General features: G+C 43.8%; 16 protein-coding genes. 3 read left to right on the forward strand and 13 right to left on the reverse strand.

Annotation, left to right across the window (positions count from 1 at the left end; translation table 11 throughout):
- Window positions 1-10: 10 nt before the first annotated feature.
- The 13 genes from LU351_RS13410 to rpmH all read right to left on the reverse strand — a co-directional run bounded on the left by LU351_RS13410 (window position 11) and on the right by rpmH (window position 12089).
- Complete coding sequence (locus tag LU351_RS13410) at window positions 11-481, reverse strand: F0F1 ATP synthase subunit B (protein WP_232594596.1); 471 nt, start codon at window positions 479-481, stop codon at window positions 11-13.
- A 53-nt stretch (window positions 482-534) separates the two neighbouring features.
- Entirely contained in the window at window positions 535-783 is a 249-nt protein-coding gene (gene atpE, locus LU351_RS13415) for a F0F1 ATP synthase subunit C (RefSeq protein WP_232594597.1), read from the reverse strand.
- A 57-nt stretch (window positions 784-840) separates the two neighbouring features.
- The gene (atpB, locus tag LU351_RS13420; protein ID WP_232594598.1) at window positions 841-1767 is read right to left on the reverse strand and encodes a F0F1 ATP synthase subunit A; all 927 of its coding nucleotides are present in this window, start codon (window positions 1765-1767) and stop codon (window positions 841-843) included.
- 182 nt (window positions 1768-1949) lie between these two features.
- Window positions 1950-2330, reverse strand: a complete 381-nt coding sequence (locus LU351_RS13425; RefSeq protein WP_232594599.1) for an ATP synthase subunit I — start codon at window positions 2328-2330, stop codon at window positions 1950-1952.
- 388 nt (window positions 2331-2718) lie between these two features.
- Window positions 2719-3633: a ParB/RepB/Spo0J family partition protein gene (locus LU351_RS13430; RefSeq protein ID WP_232594600.1), complete on the reverse strand. Its 915-nt coding sequence runs from the start codon at window positions 3631-3633 to the stop codon at window positions 2719-2721.
- 83 nt (window positions 3634-3716) lie between these two features.
- Window positions 3717-4505 carry a ParA family protein gene (locus LU351_RS13435; protein ID WP_232594601.1) on the reverse strand — a complete coding sequence of 263 codons (789 nt, stop codon included), beginning with the start codon at window positions 4503-4505 and terminating at the stop codon, window positions 3717-3719.
- Window positions 4506-4689: 184 nt separating this feature from the next.
- Window positions 4690-5334, reverse strand: coding sequence for a 16S rRNA (guanine(527)-N(7))-methyltransferase RsmG (gene rsmG, locus LU351_RS13440; protein WP_232594602.1), 645 nt, complete (start codon window positions 5332-5334; stop codon window positions 4690-4692).
- Between the two features lie 15 nt (window positions 5335-5349).
- The gene (mnmG, locus tag LU351_RS13445) at window positions 5350-7278 is read right to left on the reverse strand and encodes a tRNA uridine-5-carboxymethylaminomethyl(34) synthesis enzyme MnmG (protein WP_232594603.1); all 1929 of its coding nucleotides are present in this window, start codon (window positions 7276-7278) and stop codon (window positions 5350-5352) included.
- A 656-nt stretch (window positions 7279-7934) separates the two neighbouring features.
- Complete coding sequence (mnmE, locus tag LU351_RS13450) at window positions 7935-9302, reverse strand: tRNA uridine-5-carboxymethylaminomethyl(34) synthesis GTPase MnmE (protein ID WP_232594604.1); 1368 nt, start codon at window positions 9300-9302, stop codon at window positions 7935-7937.
- 138 nt (window positions 9303-9440) lie between these two features.
- A complete protein-coding gene (gene yidC, locus LU351_RS13455; protein ID WP_232594605.1) occupies window positions 9441-11165 on the reverse strand; it encodes a membrane protein insertase YidC in 1725 nt (574 codons plus the stop codon).
- A gap of 78 nt (window positions 11166-11243) precedes the next feature.
- Window positions 11244-11507 (reverse strand): membrane protein insertion efficiency factor YidD, encoded by a 264-nt coding sequence (gene yidD, locus LU351_RS13460; protein WP_232594606.1) that lies wholly within the window; start codon window positions 11505-11507, stop codon window positions 11244-11246.
- 32 nt (window positions 11508-11539) lie between these two features.
- The gene (rnpA, locus tag LU351_RS13465) at window positions 11540-11914 is read right to left on the reverse strand and encodes a ribonuclease P protein component (protein ID WP_269783452.1); all 375 of its coding nucleotides are present in this window, start codon (window positions 11912-11914) and stop codon (window positions 11540-11542) included.
- 40 nt (window positions 11915-11954) lie between these two features.
- On the reverse strand, window positions 11955-12089 hold the full coding sequence (rpmH, locus tag LU351_RS13470) for a 50S ribosomal protein L34 (RefSeq protein ID WP_232594607.1): 135 nt from the start codon (window positions 12087-12089) through the stop codon (window positions 11955-11957).
- A 743-nt stretch (window positions 12090-12832) separates the two neighbouring features.
- On the opposite strand from rpmH, the gene dnaA reads away from it, so the two are divergent.
- The 3 genes from dnaA (at window position 12833) to recF (ending at window position 17227) form a co-directional block, all read left to right on the forward strand.
- On the forward strand, window positions 12833-14830 hold the full coding sequence (dnaA, locus tag LU351_RS20945; RefSeq protein WP_332840161.1) for a chromosomal replication initiator protein DnaA: 1998 nt from the start codon (window positions 12833-12835) through the stop codon (window positions 14828-14830).
- Window positions 14831-14953: 123 nt separating this feature from the next.
- Window positions 14954-16060 carry a DNA polymerase III subunit beta gene (dnaN, locus tag LU351_RS13485; protein ID WP_232594608.1) on the forward strand — a complete coding sequence of 369 codons (1107 nt, stop codon included), beginning with the start codon at window positions 14954-14956 and terminating at the stop codon, window positions 16058-16060.
- 57 nt (window positions 16061-16117) lie between these two features.
- Window positions 16118-17227: a DNA replication/repair protein RecF gene (gene recF, locus LU351_RS13490; RefSeq protein WP_232594609.1), complete on the forward strand. Its 1110-nt coding sequence runs from the start codon at window positions 16118-16120 to the stop codon at window positions 17225-17227.
- Window positions 17228-17259 lie beyond the last annotated feature (32 nt).

A 17259-nucleotide genomic window follows, 5' to 3' on the forward strand; every position in this document is an offset into this window, starting at 1 on the left:
TCGTCCTCACTTACAGCTCAGCGGCGAGCTTATTGACCAATTCAGCGTTTGCCGCTTCATCGATATTTGCTTGAAGAACTTGAGATGCACCTGCCAAAGCCAATGCAGCGACCTTACCGCGCAACTCTTCTTTCGCACGATTGGTCATTTGTTCTACTTCTGCTTCCGCCGCCGCTTTTACACGATCAGCTTCGGCAACCGCTTGCTCTTTCGCTTCGTCGATAAGTTGAGTAGCACGCTTGTTTGCCTGCTCCACAATTGCAGCGGCTTGTTCTTTAGCCTCACGCAATTGTTCAGTGGCTTTTTTCTGAGCCAACTCAAGATCTTTGTCAGCACGCTCTGCTGCTTCCAAACCAGCAGCAATTTTTTGTTCGCGCTCTTCCATTACGGAAATCAACGCAGGCCAAACGTACTTCCAACAAAACGCAACGAAGACGAAGAAAGTGATGGACTGTCCAATTAAAGTCAGGTTGATATTCACACCAACACCTCTTGCTCAATAAATGAAATGGGGTTAAGCAAAGGGACGATAACTTAAGACGTCAAGCCAGGTGCTACAACGAAGATCAAGTACATGCCAATACCAACACCGATCATTGGAACCGCATCCAAAAGACCCGCCATAAGGAACATTTTGCCTTGCAAAGCAGGGCCTTGCTCTGGTTGACGCGCAGAACCTTCAAGCAACTTACCACCCAAAGAACCGAAACCGATTGCCGTGCCTAATGCACCCAAACCGATCAAAAGCGCTGCTGCTACGTAAACCAAACCTAATGCTTCCATTGTTATCTCCTAGTTTTTAGAACTGAAATAAAAAGAATTGTGGAAAAATAATTGTTATTAATGCTCATCGCCGTGGTCATGTGCCATGGCCATGTAAACGGTCGTCAGTACCATGAAAACAAACGCTTGCAAGGTAATAACTAGAATATGGAATACTGCCCAACCCCATTGTAAAACGCCGCCAAAGATACCTAAGAAGAGGCCTGCACTGAACATCAAGGCAATCAAAATAAAGATCATCTCACCAGCGTACAAGTTACCAAATAGTCGCAAACCGAGAGAGATAGGCTTAGCGATCAAGGAAACGGTTTCAAGAATAAAGTTGATGGGGATTAAGAAAATATCCACAAACCACTTACCGGAGTGGAATGGATGGAGGGTAAGTTCTTTAATAAAACCAACCAGGCCTTTTTGTTTGATACTGAAGAAAACCATCAATACAAAAACACTGATTGCCATACCCAGAGTGGCATTGGGGTCGGTGGTGGGGACTACTTTAAAGAACAAATGATCATCACCTGAGATCTTTGCGGCGGCCAATGGCAACCAATCGATAGGTACTAGGTCCATTAAATTCATCAAGAAAACCCAGCAAAAGATGGTTAATCCCATCGGGGCAATCATGCGATTTTTATGATGAAAAATATCTTTAACGGTGTTGTCAACAAAGCTCACTACCAACTCAACAAAGCTTTGAACTCCGGTGGGCTTTCCAACAGTGGCTTTTTTAGCGACACGAGCAAAGAAGAAACAAAAGAGAGCTCCCAGAAATATCGACCAACCCAACGTATCAAGGTGAAGCGCCATAAAACCCATATCGGCGGCTTCTTGAGAAGAATGGGCTAGAGTCCATGTATCGTGCTCTAGAACATGTATTTTACCTTCAGCATCCACACGCTCATAACCAGCCGGTAATTTACCATAGGTCATGTTTTGGAGATGATGCTGAATATAGCTTGTCGAGGTTTGCGCTTCGCTGGCCATATTTTTATTGCACCTAAAACAAAAAGAAACGGGTCGTCTATTCTCTTTCGGTTACTGAATCACTCTCAATTTGGACTCAAATTTGCTTATTCATTACTACTTTCAATAAGCAATAACGATTGCGCTATTCCTAAGCGGTGAGTCCTAAAATGGGCAAAAGAGAACAGAAGTAAACTGTGTTATTACCTATGACGCTCACTGATTACATGCTGTGCAAACCAAGCATGCAATACCAAACAAGAGGCATAGGCACCGAATAAAGCACCATAATGTAGCTTTTTCACGGTTACGAAGATGATCGCAAAGCCCATGATAGTCAGGCTAAATTTGCCGATTTCCCCTCGGTATATCATGCGCAAAGCATTTTCAGACTGCTTCGCACCCATTATTCGAAACGCATAGTAAGCAAAGTAGGCATTGGGGATGATGTTGAGTAAGCCCCCCAATACAATCGAGTAGGACACAACCAGGTCGAGCCAATATGTACAGACTCCAACACTCAGCAAAATCAGAAGCTGTGATTGATAGATGCGGTATACCGGCGGCTTTTTGATACTAACCATAGCAGAACCTTGGCTGCTGGAAACTGGTCAGGCCGCTCTTCCTATCTTTATGCCTAAGCTCTTTCTTTTTTTCTTTTACTGTTAAAACGCTCAATACAACTGCTCTGAAATGGTTCGGTAACATCTAAATTTGCAATAGCGTAGATTCAGATAAATGTCTTATTAACCACTATTATTGTCATGTAACCCCACTCTAATTATGAGTACGGTAATGTTCACGACCATTGAGTTATCTTACTGAATCTCAATTGACGCCTTTTCAGAGCGTGCGGAATTATAGGGGTTATTATCAAGCGGTTCAACAAAGGCGTTTTACTGACATTTTGTACGTACAATTCCGACAGATGAGAGTAAATTGTTTAATTTTATGCCTAAATTGGGCAATAAGTTAGTCGTTCATGTCAGTGTAGCGAAGGTGAGCCAAGATGCCATCCAGCTCATCCAAATTATTATATTTTAAAATTAACCTACCTTTGCCACTCGCAGAGTGTTGCACAGAGACAGGAACGCCCACTTTCGCAGACAAGCCTTCTTCCAAATGATGGATATCTGGATTGGTGTTTTTTTCTTCTTTGGGTTTACTCTCTTCCTGTTGAATCCGTCGAACTAATGCTTCGGTTTGCCTCACCGATAAACCTTTACTGGTAATTTGCGAAGCAATCTCTCTTTGTGCCAAAGCACCTAAAGTCAGTAAACATCGTGCATGCCCCATTTCGATATCGCCATGCTCCAAAAGCTTTCGAACATCGTCGGTGAGACTTAACAAACGTAATAAGTTAGTGACAGTAGTGCGAGATTTTCCAACGGCTTCAGCCACTTCCTGATGGGTAAGCTCAAATTCATCCTGTAACCGTTTTAAAGCGATGGCCTCTTCAACCGGGTTTAAATCTTCCCGTTGAATATTCTCAATCAACGCCATTGCAATGGCCGCTTCATCCGGCACATCCCGAATAATAGCGGGGATTTTATCCAACTCGGCCAGCTGTGTAGCACGCCAGCGCCTTTCGCCCGCAATAATTTCGTAACGCGACTCGGCAATAGGGCGAACAACAATAGGCTGCATCACACCCTGTACACGAATGGATTCTGCCAATTCTTCCAATGCTTCTGGGTTCATATCCCGACGAGGCTGATATTTGCCGCGCTCAATAAACTCTACGGGTAACTCTACCAATTTACCGTTGTTGTCAGGGGTTGGGGAGGTTACCGCAGCAATGGCTTCATTGGTGGATTCTGCCTTATCTGATATTCCACCTAGCAAAGCATCCAACCCTCGTCCTAACCCTTTTCGTCTTGCTGCCATAACTGTCTCAAATGATTAATCAATAATAAAAAAGTTAAATCTAACCCTGCAACGAGAGGCATATCGAAAGATTTACGGATAATTTACGCCTCGATGGTTTGCTTTTCTTCCAACGCATGACGTTTGAGCACTTCTTTAGCAAGCGCAAGATAAGCAATCGCACCTTTGGATTGTTTGTCGTAAGACAACACAGGTAAACCATAGCTCGGGGCTTCGGCTAGGCGAACATTTCGAGGGATACAAGTTCGATATAAACGCTCACCAAAATAATCTGAAAGTTGAGCAGACACATCATTGGTAAGGCTATTTCGAGGGTCGTACATCGTTCGAAGAATACCTTCAATTTGAAGGGCAGGGTTCAGTAATTTCTGAATTTGATTCACCGTATTCACTAACGCCGATAACCCTTCTAGGGCATAGTACTCACACTGCATGGGAATAATGACCCCATCGCAGGCCGTCAACGCATTTACCGTGAGCATATTCAATGAGGGCGGGCAGTCAATCAGGATAAAGTCATACTGATCTCGAATTTTTGACAAGCTTTTACGCAAGCGCTGTTCTTTATTGGCAATGTCTAAGAGCTCAACTTCTGCCGCCGTTAAATCGCCATTCGCAGGCAAAAGATCAAAACCTGCGCTAGAGGGAGATAACGCTTGCTCTGCGTTGCAATTACCCACTAAGACATCATAAATGGTGTGTTCGACATCATTTTTATCCACCCCAGCTCCCATAGTGGCATTGCCCTGAGGGTCGAGGTCAATCATGAGAACTTTTTTCTTAGTGGCAACCAGTGATGCTGACAAGTTCACGCAGGTGGTGGTTTTACCAACGCCGCCTTTTTGATTTGTGATTGCAAACACTTTTCTCAATGTCTTCACCCTAATGATCAAACCTAAACGCTATATCAGTGTGTTTATAATTACCGGACTAGCCACTTAGTTTTGTATTCTACTCTGATAGTCGGCGAATATTGTAAATTGTGTGGCACGGTAGACAGGATGTAAACCGTGAATAAAGGTGAGAACCCAAGCAATTAACACCACTTAGGCAGTGTTAGGCTGATTGTTTCGACAACTTCAACAGATGTCGCTGTCCATCACATCGAGCCACCTGAATTTCATAGGATTGCTCTAACTGAAAACGCTCAGGCAATTCCTCTATCTCAGACTGTGGATAAACCCCTTTCATGGCCCAGAAAAAACCTTCACAATGAAGTAAGTGTTCACAACCTGAAACCATGTCCCATAAGCTGGCAAAAGCTCGGCTGATCACCCCATCAAACAACATATCTGGCTGATAGCGTTCTACACGCTCATTCACAACCGCTGCGTTTTTCAACCCTAACTCTAGCAATACTTGAAACAAAAACCGGGTTTTCTTACCGTTGCTATCCAGCATGGTAACTTGCATATCCGGCCGTACAATCGCTAGCGGGATTCCGGGGAGGCCACCACCAGTACCCACATCGATAAATCGTTGAGCTCCTTGGGGTAAATAAGCGAACACGGAAAGGCTATCGAGAATATGCCGATCGACCACCTCTTCAATATTTCGAATGGCACTGAGATTATAGGTTTTGTTCCATTTGTGAAAAAGCGTTACGTATTGAATCAGTAAATCAACTTGGGCTGTGCTTAACTCTATTTGCATTTGCAACGCCCCCTGTTCGAGGCGCTTTTTTAAATCGTGTTGTGTCACAAACTACCCTACTGTTTACCCAGCTGTTGATACCGTTGTTGATGTTTTGGTCGCGCGCAATAAACCGCGCTTTTTTAGATAGACCATCAGCAATGATACCGCAGCAGGAGTGATACCGGGAATGCGGGATGCACGCGCTAAGGTTTCGGGCCTGGCGTCCATCAACTTTTGTTTCACTTCGTTGGACAAACCTTCTACCGTTTCATAATCGAAGTTCTTTGGTATAGCGGTATTCTCATGGGCTCGCAAACGCTCAATATCTTCCAATTGCCGCGCAATATAACCAGCATATTTTGCGGAGATTTCCACTTGCTCGGCCACCTCTTCCATAACTGGATTAGGCTCAATATTCATAGCACAATTATGAGCACTGACTATATCTTTGTAGTTCAGTTCAGGGCGCTTGAGCAAATCCATCAAGCTGTACTCTCGTGTTAAAGGCGACTTTAACTTCGGTGCCAAATTTCGCGCAGCCTCACTGGTTGGCTGTACCCATGTGCTTTTTAAACGCTGCTCTTCATGTGCAACAGCATCCCGCTTTTCACAAAAACGCTGCCAGCGATCATCGTCCACCAGCCCTAACTCACGACCTTTCGGTGTTAAACGAGTATCAGCATTATCTTCTCGCAGGAGCAATCGATATTCAGCCCGACTGGTAAACATGCGATAAGGTTCGCTGGTGCCAAGGGTTATCAGGTCATCCACTAACACACCTATGTAGGCTTCATCACGGCGTGGGCACCAAGGCTCTTTACCTTGCACTTGCAATGCGGCATTCAAACCGGCCAAAAGCCCCTGAGCACCCGCTTCTTCATAGCCGGTGGTGCCGTTGATTTGTCCAGCAAAAAACAACCCATCGATAAACTTGTTCTCCAAAGAATATTTCAGCTCTTGTGGATTAAAGTAATCGTATTCAATGGCATAACCTGGACGTAGAATATGCGCATTTTCAAACCCTTTAATAGTGCGAACAGCCGCAAGCTGCACATCAAAAGGGAGGCTTGTGGATATTCCATTTGGGTAAAGTTCATTCGTCGTCAAACCTTCTGGTTCGATGAAGATTTGATGGGAGTTTTTATCTGCGAAGCGATTGATTTTATCTTCAATAGAAGGGCAGTATCGAGGTCCAACGCCTTCTATGACTCCGGTAAACATTGGGGATCGATCAAAACCACTGCGAATGACGTCATGAGTATGTTTGTTGGTATGCGTAATCCAACAGCAGGTTTGCTGTGGATGATCTTCGATAGAGCCCAAATAAGACATGACAGGTAGTGGGGTGTCACCCCATTGTTCTTCTAAGCCATCAAAATTCACCGTGCGCGCATCAATACGCGGAGGTGTACCCGTTTTTAAGCGGTCTACAGTAATCGGTAATTCACGTAAACGTTCAGCTAGCGCCTGAGCTGGTGGGTCACCGGCTCGACCACCCTGATAATTGTCCATGCCGATGTGAATACGTCCACCCAAAAAAGTACCAGTGGTCAGCACGACTGTTTTCGCGAAGAATGTAAGACCCATTTGAGTCATCACCCCAACTACTCGGCCACCTTCAACGACTAAGTCATCCGCTGCTTGCTGGAATATATGAAGATTGGGCTGATTTTCTAAGATTTCGCGAATAGCTGCTTTGTAGAGAGTTCGATCTGCTTGTGCCCGTGTGGCACGTACTGCTGGGCCTTTACGTGCGTTCAATACTCTAAATTGAATACCAGCTTTATCCGTTGCTACTGCCATAGCGCCACCAAGCGCATCAATCTCTTTAACCAAGTGGCTTTTACCAATACCGCCGATGGCTGGATTACACGACATTTGTCCAAGTGTATCGATGTTGTGTGTTAATAAAAGGGTCTGGCATCCCATGCGAGCAGAAGCTAAACACGCTTCTGTACCAGCATGACCACCGCCAATCACAATGACATCAAATTCAGCCGGGTAATCCATGAGTTAATACCACACAGTTGTTGATCAAAGAGGACAGAAATTCAGGGGGTGCGCATTATACGAGCTAATAGTCGTCAATCAAAATGTTTAAGTCAAAAGTAGAAAAGAATTGTTATTGAATAAAAGAATAGAACTTAGATTAAGTATATAGGTGCGTGTTGAAAGATAAATGTAATGTTTATTTAGGAAGTCAAAATCATAGGATAATTAAAAAAAAATCAATAAAATCAAAAGCTTATATAAATGATAACTCTACTAATATCACACGTAAAAAGCAGCTTAAAATGTGTGAAAGAGATGTGTGCAATATTGAGCGCACTCATCGTGCAACATTTTCTTTTTAATATTTAACATCTAATACCAAGTTCATACACATATTACGGACAATTTTATATGCCTTTATAAAATATTGAGATAATGATCGATTAAGCTTGGGATAACCTCGTTATAAATTGCTTATAAGGTGTGATGTAAGAAGGATAAATTGATAGTTGTATACAGGCTGTGGGGAAATTGGTGGTAAATACCGTACAACGTCTGGAAGCTTCTTAGATTGAGGAGATTCAAGAATGGAAGAAAGGGGTGTGAATACTTAAGGAAGAAATCAATAGCACGGTTATTTATCAACACATGCCATTGAATAAAATAGCGATTGGTTACTTACCAATACAGAAGCTGGAGAAGATACGACCTAATAGGTCATCGGAGGTAAATTCTCCGGTGATTTCCGATAACGCATTCTGGGCAGCCCGAAGGTCTTCGGCGAGTAACTCCCCGGCAGCGTGATCAAATAACTGTGTTAAGCCGGTATCCAATGCATTTTTGGCGATTTGGAGTGCTTCTAGGTGACGTCGACGAGCCGTGAATGTGCCTTCTGTCGTGCCTTGAAATCCCATGGTGTTCTTCAGGTGCTCCTTTAAAGACACTAGGCCTTCCCCCTGTTTTGCCGAGATAAAAAAACAGGGGACACCGTCCAGTTCTCCGTGGTCATTGGATAAATTGGACAAGTCAATTTTGTTATAGACCAAGCTAAGGTGATCGGTCCTTTCCAGTTTGTCGAAGAATTCAGGCCATGCATCCCTTGGATGTTCTGGGTGTTCGGCTTGGCTGTCGACAACCATTAGAATACGATCGGCCTTATGTATTTCTTCCCAAGCCCTTTCGATACCAATTCTTTCAACTTCGTCTGGCGAGTCTCTTAAGCCTGCTGTATCGATGATATGTAGAGGCATTCCGTCAATATGAATATGTTCTCGTAGCACATCGCGGGTGGTGCCAGCGATGTTGGTCACGATAGCACTGTCTTTTCCGGCCAGTGCATTAAGCAAACTGGATTTTCCTGCATTGGGGCGTCCAGCGATGACGACGTTCATACCTTCGCGAATAATGGTTCCTTGACGAGCTTGATGTTGAACGCCTTCTAGATTACTTAATATATTTCTAAGGTCGTTTTCGACTTTTCCATCCGTTAAAAAATCGATTTCTTCCTCTGGAAAATCAATGGCCGCTTCAACATAGATACGTAAAGCAATGAGGGATTCAACTAGGCCGTGCACCTTCTGTGAAAAGACCCCTTGCAGCGAGTTCATCGCGGCGGCGGCGGCGGCGTGGCTATTGGCATCAATGAGATCTGCAATGGCTTCTGCTTGCGCTAAATCCAACTTGTCGTTGAGGAAAGCGCGTTCTGAAAATTCACCGGGTCGAGCCATTCTAGCACCATGATCAAGTACCTCTTTGAGTAAGTGATCGAGAATCACGGGGCCGCCATGGCCTTGCAGTTCAACCACATCTTCCCCGGTAAAGGAATGTGGACCTGGAAAACTCAACACAATGCCTTCGTCGAGAGTGGAGCCATCGGAGGATTTGAACGTGGCAAAATGCGCATGGCGGGGAGTAGGGGAGAGTTTGGCAATAGATTCAGATATTTCTAATGCTTTCGGCCCAGAGATTCTGACAATACCTACACCGCCACGTCCTGGTGCGGTAGCAATGGCAGCAATGGTGTCTTTTGTGTAAATCGACATGAGATGACCTAATTCATTCTTTAATCTGATGGGCAAAGAGTTCACTGGAAGAGTAATGGCAGAAAGACTCGATTGAGATTCAATGCAAAAAAGGAGGCTTATTGCCTCCTTTAATGGTTTCTTTCTATGTAAGAAAGATTATTTTGTGCTGCCTGCCACCAATCGGTTTACCCACCACATTTGGATAATGGATAAAGTATTGTTGACCACCCAATACAGTACAAGACCGGCTGGGAAGAAGATAAACATTACAGTGAAGAGGACAGGCATAAATTGCATGACCTTTGCTTGAGTTGGGTCTGCTGGGGTGGGTTGCAGACGCTGCTGAATCCACATGGTCGCCCCCATGATGAGGGGAAGGATAAAGTAGGGGTCCATGACGGAAAGGTCATTGATCCAACCAACAAAGGGTGCATGACGTAACTCAACACTTTCAAACAACATCCAATATAAAGCTAAAAACACCGGCATTTGCATCAAAATCGGTAGACAACTGCTCATGGGGTTCACCCCACTGTCTCGATACAACTTCATTAGTTCAGAGCCCATACGTTGACGGTCATCGCCGTAGCGCTCTTTAAGCTCTGCCATTTTGGGTTGTAATTTACGCATTCCCGCCATGGAGCGATAGCTGATGTTACTGGGGTAATAGAACAGTGCTTTAATACCAATAGTTAAAATGATAATGGCCCAACCCCAGTTGCCGATCACACTGTGGATTGCATCCAAAGCGTGGAAGAGTGGTTTTGCAATCCACCATAACCACCCGTAATCAATGGTTAGGTCTAGGTAGGGTGAAATTTCTTCCAATCGATCAATGTCTTTAGGGCCGACGTAGAAACCGGAAGTTACCGAACGTTTCTCGCCAGGAGGAATCACAAAGCGGCTGGTATTGAAGCCTAGTAGGAAGTGATCCCCAGACTTCAATAAACGAAAATGATTTTTACTTTGCTGCGGTGGAATCCAGCTACTAATGAAATAGTGTTGTACCATCGCGACCCATCCGCCGGTTTGGCTTAGGGTAAAACTGGACTTGGCTAAGTCTTCAAAATCCAGTTTTTTGTAATGCTCATCTGGGGTTGTAACGGCTGCCCCTAGGTACGGTTGCATACCCAGAGATGAAGCTGAAGGTTCAATAGGAGCGAAATCGTTGCGTTTTATTTGACCATACAAAGCACCGGACCATTCGCTCTCCGTGTTGTTCTCGATGATGTATTCCAGTTGAATTAGATTGTCATTACGATTGAAGGTGTATCGCTTGGTAATCTCAATGTTGTCTTTCGAGAAGGTCAGGTCAACATTCAGGCTGTCTTTACCTTCCTCCAGTGTGAAGGTTTGTTTCGACGCTGAAAACACCGGGCGGTTACCATTGCTATCGGTACCGTTTTCCCCAATTAAACCACTTTGTGCAATATATTGGTTAAATTGATCCCGCTGTAACATCACATACGGCTCGCGGGATTCCAAGTCACTGTAGTGTTTTACCAAAGCCACGTTGACTAAATCACCACCTAACGTATCAATGGTGGCTTGGAAAGTGTCTGTTTTTACCGTAATGAGAGATTCTTGATTGGCAGCAGGTTGAGCTATAGTGGCCCCTCCTGCTTTTGGTAGAGTAGGCACGTCACCTGCGCTATCAGTGGTGCTAGTGTCTGGTAATGCTAACGTTGGTGTATCGCTATCAGTGCCATCTGGGATGAGCGCTGTAGTATTGGCTACTGAAGCTAGTTGTTGTGTGCGTTCAGCTTCGTAAACTTTATCAAAAGCAACCCACTCTCGAATCAATAATACAGAGATACATAAGATCCCAACGATCAACAATGATCTCTGCCAGTCAAAATTCTTTACTGCAGTATTTGTCATAACTTTCCCATGCTGGTTAATGGCAGCGCCTTATGTTGTATTCCCGTTGGAGAGATTAGATTTGGTGATGCGTACACATCATTCATTTGTGTTGTGTTCGCAATGCGGTTTGGTGTCTTCATCATCAATACTGCCAGGCACATAATCTAATCCACCTTTACTCCAGGGGTTACAACGTAAAATCCGGAGGATCGATAAATAGCAACCCTTGGCAGGGCCGTGAATTTTAATGGCATCTTCTGCATACATGGAACACGTGGGATAGAACCGGCATTGGTTGCCTACCCAAGGGCTGGCAAGATAGCGATAAACTTTAATCAGTGCCAATAGAATTTGAGTCATTGATTAACTACCAGCGATGCCTAGTGGTTTAATTAAGACTTCCCAGTGTTCGGTGTAGCTTTACTCTTATTGGATAAACGTTGCCATTGTTTTTTTAAGATTTTAGATATGGTGGCGTTGTTCAATGTATCCAAGTCACGACGGGCGAGAACTATAACATCTAAATGAGGCAATTGGTGTTGCCTTAGGCGGAAGCTCTCTCTAATAAGTCGTTTAATGCGGTTACGTTCAGTGGCTTTTCGTGCGTTTCTTTTTGCGACGACAATGCCAAGACGTGGATAGCCTGTAGTATTAGCTCGAGCAAGGAAAAGAAGATTGGGATGAGATACCCGGAAATCAGCCTGGTCAAACACAGGCTTGTAGTCGCTGGCATTTAGGAGTCGAAGATGTTTACCGAAGGTTAACAAAAATAAATACCAGCAGACTAAAGAAAGGCGATAACAATAATTAGGCCGCTAAACGCTTACGACCTTTAGCACGACGGCGAGCCAATACTTTTTGACCGTTCTTGGTTGCCATACGAGCGCGAAAACCGTGGTTACGCTTACGTTTTAAAACACTGGGTTGAAAAGTTCTTTTCATCGAAATTACCTGCGGAGTTTAATGTTTCATCAATATTCCCGGCAGCCAACGTTTCGTATCACGCTTAGGTGATCAGTGTTCGCAAAAACGGCAGCCATACGACCAGGGCCTGAAAAGTCGCGGGATTTTAAAGAATGATGAAGCGAATCGCAACTGATTTATGGCGAAAACCTGTACAGAAGTATGATTGATGACTTATCAATATATTACGTACTTTTTATAAACAGTTTATCCACAGATATAGTTTTTTTATATGAGAAATTAATTTTTGATTGTTAATTTTTTTAAAATGTAAGTTATTATAAGTGTTTGAAAAATATATATATTTTTTAATTTGACGAAAATGACAAAAAAAAATCGTGTGGATAAGTGCTAATCTAGCCAGTAGAATACGTTATCAACGAGTACACACCTAAAATATCTAGTGGTTGTGTATGGCATAACACATACCCTCTTCAATCATTACGTTTGTAAAATTTAGAACACTCCTTAATCGGTATCGATAATATTGGCTTGTATTCATATTTTGTCATCGGCACTGGACGATGGCGCTGTTCATTTTGAATTAGCCAGAAAAGGTGTGTCTTGGGTAACTTCTATAGGTTTCTTCGCCGAAAAATACGGCTCTAAAGCCAGCCAATAAGAAACGCTTACAAAATTCATTAACGCTCTTTGACGTGTATGTTATTCATGTTGTGTGTAAAGGAGCGAAAGACTGTGGTAAACGCCGGGGGAGTTAATCAGTGGCAATATGGGACAAATGTGTCAGTAACTTGCGAGAAGAGTTGCCTTCACAACAGTTCAATACATGGATCCGGCCACTTGAAGTCGAGGCGGACACCGCTTCTCAGTTGCGTCTGCTTGCGCCTAATCGTTTTGTATTGGATTGGGTTAACGCTAAGTTTATGGCGAGAATCAAACAATTAGCGTCATTTCATGCCAGTGGCAATGATGTCTCTATTGATATTGTGGTCAGTGCCAGCTCCAGTGGACGTTTTGCGGGCCGTCGTCCGCCACCCATTCGTAGACGAAGAGCTGTTTCAGGAGGTCTTCGAGGCTCCTCTAACTCTTCTATCGCCAATTCTTCTATGGGGTATGCGGATAATGAGGTTGTTGAGAAGCCTTCGTTCTCCTCTCCACCAGAAGCCGTTACAGATCATACAGTCACTCGTGAACCACAATGTTATGACTCTGAGTCTGAGTATGAACAAGAGTTTATTCACAGGCGGTCTATAGGGGCGTCTACTGGCACGGCTGAACCTCAACAAAATGCTTTTGTGTCAGCTCAAGATGATGTCACGTCTTTTGGTGAGTCCTCCTCTCTATCCCTTGAAAGGTCCGTGAATAATCAAACTTCCCGTTGGACGGAAAGTCGGCGTAAAGCGCCTACCACTTCAGCAGCGGAAGTCCTATCCAGTCGTATGACTCATGTTCAGGAATCTCCCTCTGATATCAATGGGGCCAATACAGTGGCACTAGAGAATAATGGAGATTTGTTTTCACAGGGTGAACCTGCTGTAACCACTACTGCCGCCGTTGTGCGAGAGACGCCTTCTTTAGAGAACTCGAGAGTACAGCTTGCCCCTTCTGTTAGTGCTAATTCTGTTCGTTCTAAAACAGGAGAATTGCACGAAGCGTTAAGTCAATCTGTGCAACCCAAGAAAGCGACAGCGGACACTGGATTAACTGGCACTACACAAGTGGAAGGTGCGATTCGCCATGGTGGAAATTTAAACACCAATTTTACTTTTAAGAGCTTTGTTGAGGGTAAATCCAACCAACTTGGCCTTGCTGCAGCACAGCAAGTATCATTGAATCCAGGCGGTGCGTATAACCCACTATTTATTTATGGTGGAGTAGGGTTAGGTAAAACCCATTTAATGCATGCGGTGGGTAATGCCATGCGCGAGAAAAACCCCAGTGCAAAGGTGGTGTATTTGCACTCTGAGCGTTTCGTTGCAGATATGGTAAAAGCATTACAGTTGAACGCGATTAATGACTTTAAACGCTATTATCGTTCCGTCGATGCATTGTTAATTGATGATATTCAATTTTTTGCTGGGAAAGAACGTTCTCAAGAAGAGTTCTTTCACACATTTAATGCTTTATTAGAAGGTGGGCAACAGATCATTTTAACCTGTGATCGCTATCCAAAAGAGATCACAGGAGTTGAGGAGCGATTAAAAAGCCGTTTTGGTTGGGGCTTAACGGTGGCTGTAGAACCGCCTGAGTTGGAAACGCGAGTGGCCATCCTCAAAAAGAAAGCGCTGCAAGTCAACATGGATTTACCGAATGATTCAGCGTTTTTTATTGCTCAGCGTATACGTTCAAACGTTCGTGAATTAGAAGGGGCACTTAAGCGAGTCATTGCGAACTCCCACTTTACAGGCCGTCCTATCGATGTGCCTTTGGTGCGTGAAGCCCTAAAAGATTTATTAGCGTTGCAAGATAAACAAGTGAGTATTGATAATATTCAGCGCGTGGTTGCCGAATATTACAAAATTAAAGTCAGTGATTTACACTCAAAACGAAGAAGCCGATCTGTCGCACGACCACGTCAAGTTGCGATGTCTTTGGCAAAAGAGTTAACAAATCACAGTTTACCCGAGATCGGTGATGCCTTTGGGGGCCGAGATCATACGACCGTGTTACATGCGTGCCGTAAGATTAAAGAGCTAAAAGAGCAGGATGGCGATATCAGAGAAGATGTAAAAAACCTTCTCCGAATTTTAACGACCTAATCTACCTTCTTCATCGATCAAAATTTTAACCATTGGATTGTCACTACGCTAAGTCGGAGTGCATTTAGTCTTGGGGCTCTGAGGTGGAAGCATTGGGGCCGAGTGTGTAAAGAGTAAAACTACATGAAATTTACGGTTACCCGAGAAGCGTTGTTAAGGCCACTTCAGTTGGTGGCGGGTGTTGTGGAAAGACGACAAACCATGGCGGTCTTGTCGAATATATTAGTGGTCTTGGATGGCAATCGTCTTTCTCTCACCGGCACGGATACCGAAGTTGAAATCGTCGGACGAATAGAGCTCGATCAAGATTATGGTCAAGCTGAAATTACGGTTCCCGCTAAGAAGTTGGTTGATATTTGTCGTTCTTTGCCCGATGGCGCAGTCATCGATTTTAGTGAAGAAAACCAACGGGTGTTGGTGAAAAGTGGCCGCAGTCGCTTTCAGCTTTCTACACTTCCTGCTTCAGATTTTCCTGCCACAGAAGAAAGTGAAGAGGATATTCGGTTTTCTGTCTCTCAAGGTTCGATTAAGCGCATTATTGATCGAACCAGTTTTGCTATGGCGCAACAAGATGTTCGTTATTACCTCAATGGCATGTTGTGGGAATTAACCTCTGGGAAATTGCGTGTTGTTGCCACAGATGGACATCGTCTTGCACTGTGTGATTTGGATGACCTTCCTGTTCAAGTCTCTGAAAAGTCTCAATCAATTTTGCCTCGCAAAGGTGTTATTGAATTAGCTCGCCTGTTGGAAGATTCGGATGAAGTGATTGAAGTGGCGCTCGGTAAAAGTCAGATACGCGCGAATACGGAAGCGTTTACGTTTACCTCAAAGCTTGTTGACGGTAAGTTTCCGGATTATGAACGTGTTTTGCCAAAAGGCGGCGATAAAACCGTGATTGGTTCTCGCAATGAACTGAAACAGGCATTCTCAAGAACTGCGATTTTGTCTAATGAGAAGTATCGTGGTGTCAGAATGTTGTTTGAAGAAAGTTGGGTCACTTTACTTGCGAATAACCCGGAACAAGAAGAGGCAGAAGAGCAAGTTGCTGTTGATTATGCTGGTGAGACTTTAGAAATTGGTTTTAATGTCAGTTATCTTCAAGATGTGGCAAATGTATTAAGCAGTGAACAGATTAAGTTTACCCTTTCGGATTCAAACAGTAGCGCGTTGTTAGAAGAAGCCGAAGGCGGTGATTCTCTATATGTTGTTATGCCTATGAGGCTGTAACTGTTTTGTACGGTTCTATTCTTTTTTCTTTCTTTCAAAAAGGTTAATGGCCAGTGTATGGTCATTAACCGACTTTCTATTCGAGATATCCGCAACTTACATGCTGTTGATATCAATCCTTGCAAGACGATTAACTTTTTTTCAGGTGTTAATGGCAGCGGCAAAACCTCTGTTTTAGAGGGGATTTCATTAATTGCTCATGGACGATCATTTCGTTCTCACCTTACTTCTCCCATCATTCGTTTTGACTGCGATCAAGGTGTGGTTTACTCAGAAGTTATCCAATGTGACGGTACTATTGTTTCCATTGGTGTTCAGAAAGAGCGAAAAGGCTTAACGTCAGTTAAGGTGAATAAACAAAGTGCTCGGCAAAGCTCTGAGTTGGCAAGATATTTACCCATTCAAGTCATTGATGCAGACAGTTTTTCTCTGATCAGTGGGGCGCCCTCTATTCGAAGAAAGTTTTTTGACTGGCTTGTGTTCCACGTGGAACATCCTTTTTTGGCATTGTGGCAACGATATACCGCTGCATTGAAACAGAGAAATAGTTTGCTCCGACGTGGTAAAATAACCTATTCAGACCTAGAGCCGTGGGATGCGGAAATGGTATCTCAGGGCGAACAACTACATGAGGTTAGAGCACGTACCTATTCGTATTTTAAAGAAGCCTATGAGCAACTGTCTTCTTTAAAGGTATGGGATAATGAAACACAAAACATTGACCTTGTGTACAAACGAGGTTGGTCGGAAGAAGAGACTCTTTCTGAAGCATTAAAAAGTTCTTTTGAGAGAGACCTTAAGTCGGGCACAACCCACATTGGTCCACATCGAGCTGATCTTTGGGTTAGGAGTAAAGGGCGAAAAGTCAGTGATTGGTTGTCTCGAGGTCAGCAAAAGACTTTGGTGGTAAAGCTCTTTTTATCTATCGCTGAAGCGTATTCGAAAGTGAAGGGTACGTTCCCGGTATTCTTATTGGATGATTTACCTGCTGAGTTAGATAAGTACCATCGAGAGGAGCTATTAAGACACCTTGTCAACACTGGTGGTCAAGTTTTTATTACAGGTATTGAAGTTGATGATTTGACACAGTATCTAGATAAAGAGCCAAGCACTTTATATAAAATGTTCCACGTGGAACATGGAACCGTGACAGAACGAAAATCTTAAAATAAAAGTAATTTGAGTAAACTGGAGCAGAC

Source organism: Marinibactrum halimedae, assembly GCF_021234875.1.
Lineage (GTDB): Bacteria > Pseudomonadota > Gammaproteobacteria > Pseudomonadales > Cellvibrionaceae > Marinibactrum > Marinibactrum halimedae.

What these genes read in the sequence shown, in the direction of transcription:
- atpE (WP_232594597.1), bottom strand. Translation starts at nt 783, where the DNA reads ATGGAAGCATTAGGTTTGGTTTACGTAGCAGCAGCGCTTTTGATCGGT.
- atpB (WP_232594598.1), bottom strand. Translation starts at nt 1,767, where the DNA reads ATGGCCAGCGAAGCGCAAACCTCGACAAGCTATATTCAGCATCATCTC.
- LU351_RS13425 (WP_232594599.1), bottom strand. Translation starts at nt 2,330, where the DNA reads ATGGTTAGTATCAAAAAGCCGCCGGTATACCGCATCTATCAATCACAG.
- LU351_RS13430 (WP_232594600.1), bottom strand. Translation starts at nt 3,633, where the DNA reads ATGGCAGCAAGACGAAAAGGGTTAGGACGAGGGTTGGATGCTTTGCTA.
- mnmG (WP_232594603.1), bottom strand. Translation starts at nt 7,278, where the DNA reads ATGGATTACCCGGCTGAATTTGATGTCATTGTGATTGGCGGTGGTCAT.
- mnmE (WP_232594604.1), bottom strand. Translation starts at nt 9,302, where the DNA reads ATGTCGATTTACACAAAAGACACCATTGCTGCCATTGCTACCGCACCA.
- yidC (WP_232594605.1), bottom strand. Translation starts at nt 11,165, where the DNA reads ATGACAAATACTGCAGTAAAGAATTTTGACTGGCAGAGATCATTGTTG.
- yidD (WP_232594606.1), bottom strand. Translation starts at nt 11,507, where the DNA reads ATGACTCAAATTCTATTGGCACTGATTAAAGTTTATCGCTATCTTGCC.
- rpmH (WP_232594607.1), bottom strand. Translation starts at nt 12,089, where the DNA reads ATGAAAAGAACTTTTCAACCCAGTGTTTTAAAACGTAAGCGTAACCAC.
- dnaN (WP_232594608.1), top strand. Translation starts at nt 14,954, where the DNA reads ATGAAATTTACGGTTACCCGAGAAGCGTTGTTAAGGCCACTTCAGTTG.
- recF (WP_232594609.1), top strand. Translation starts at nt 16,118, where the DNA reads ATGGTCATTAACCGACTTTCTATTCGAGATATCCGCAACTTACATGCT.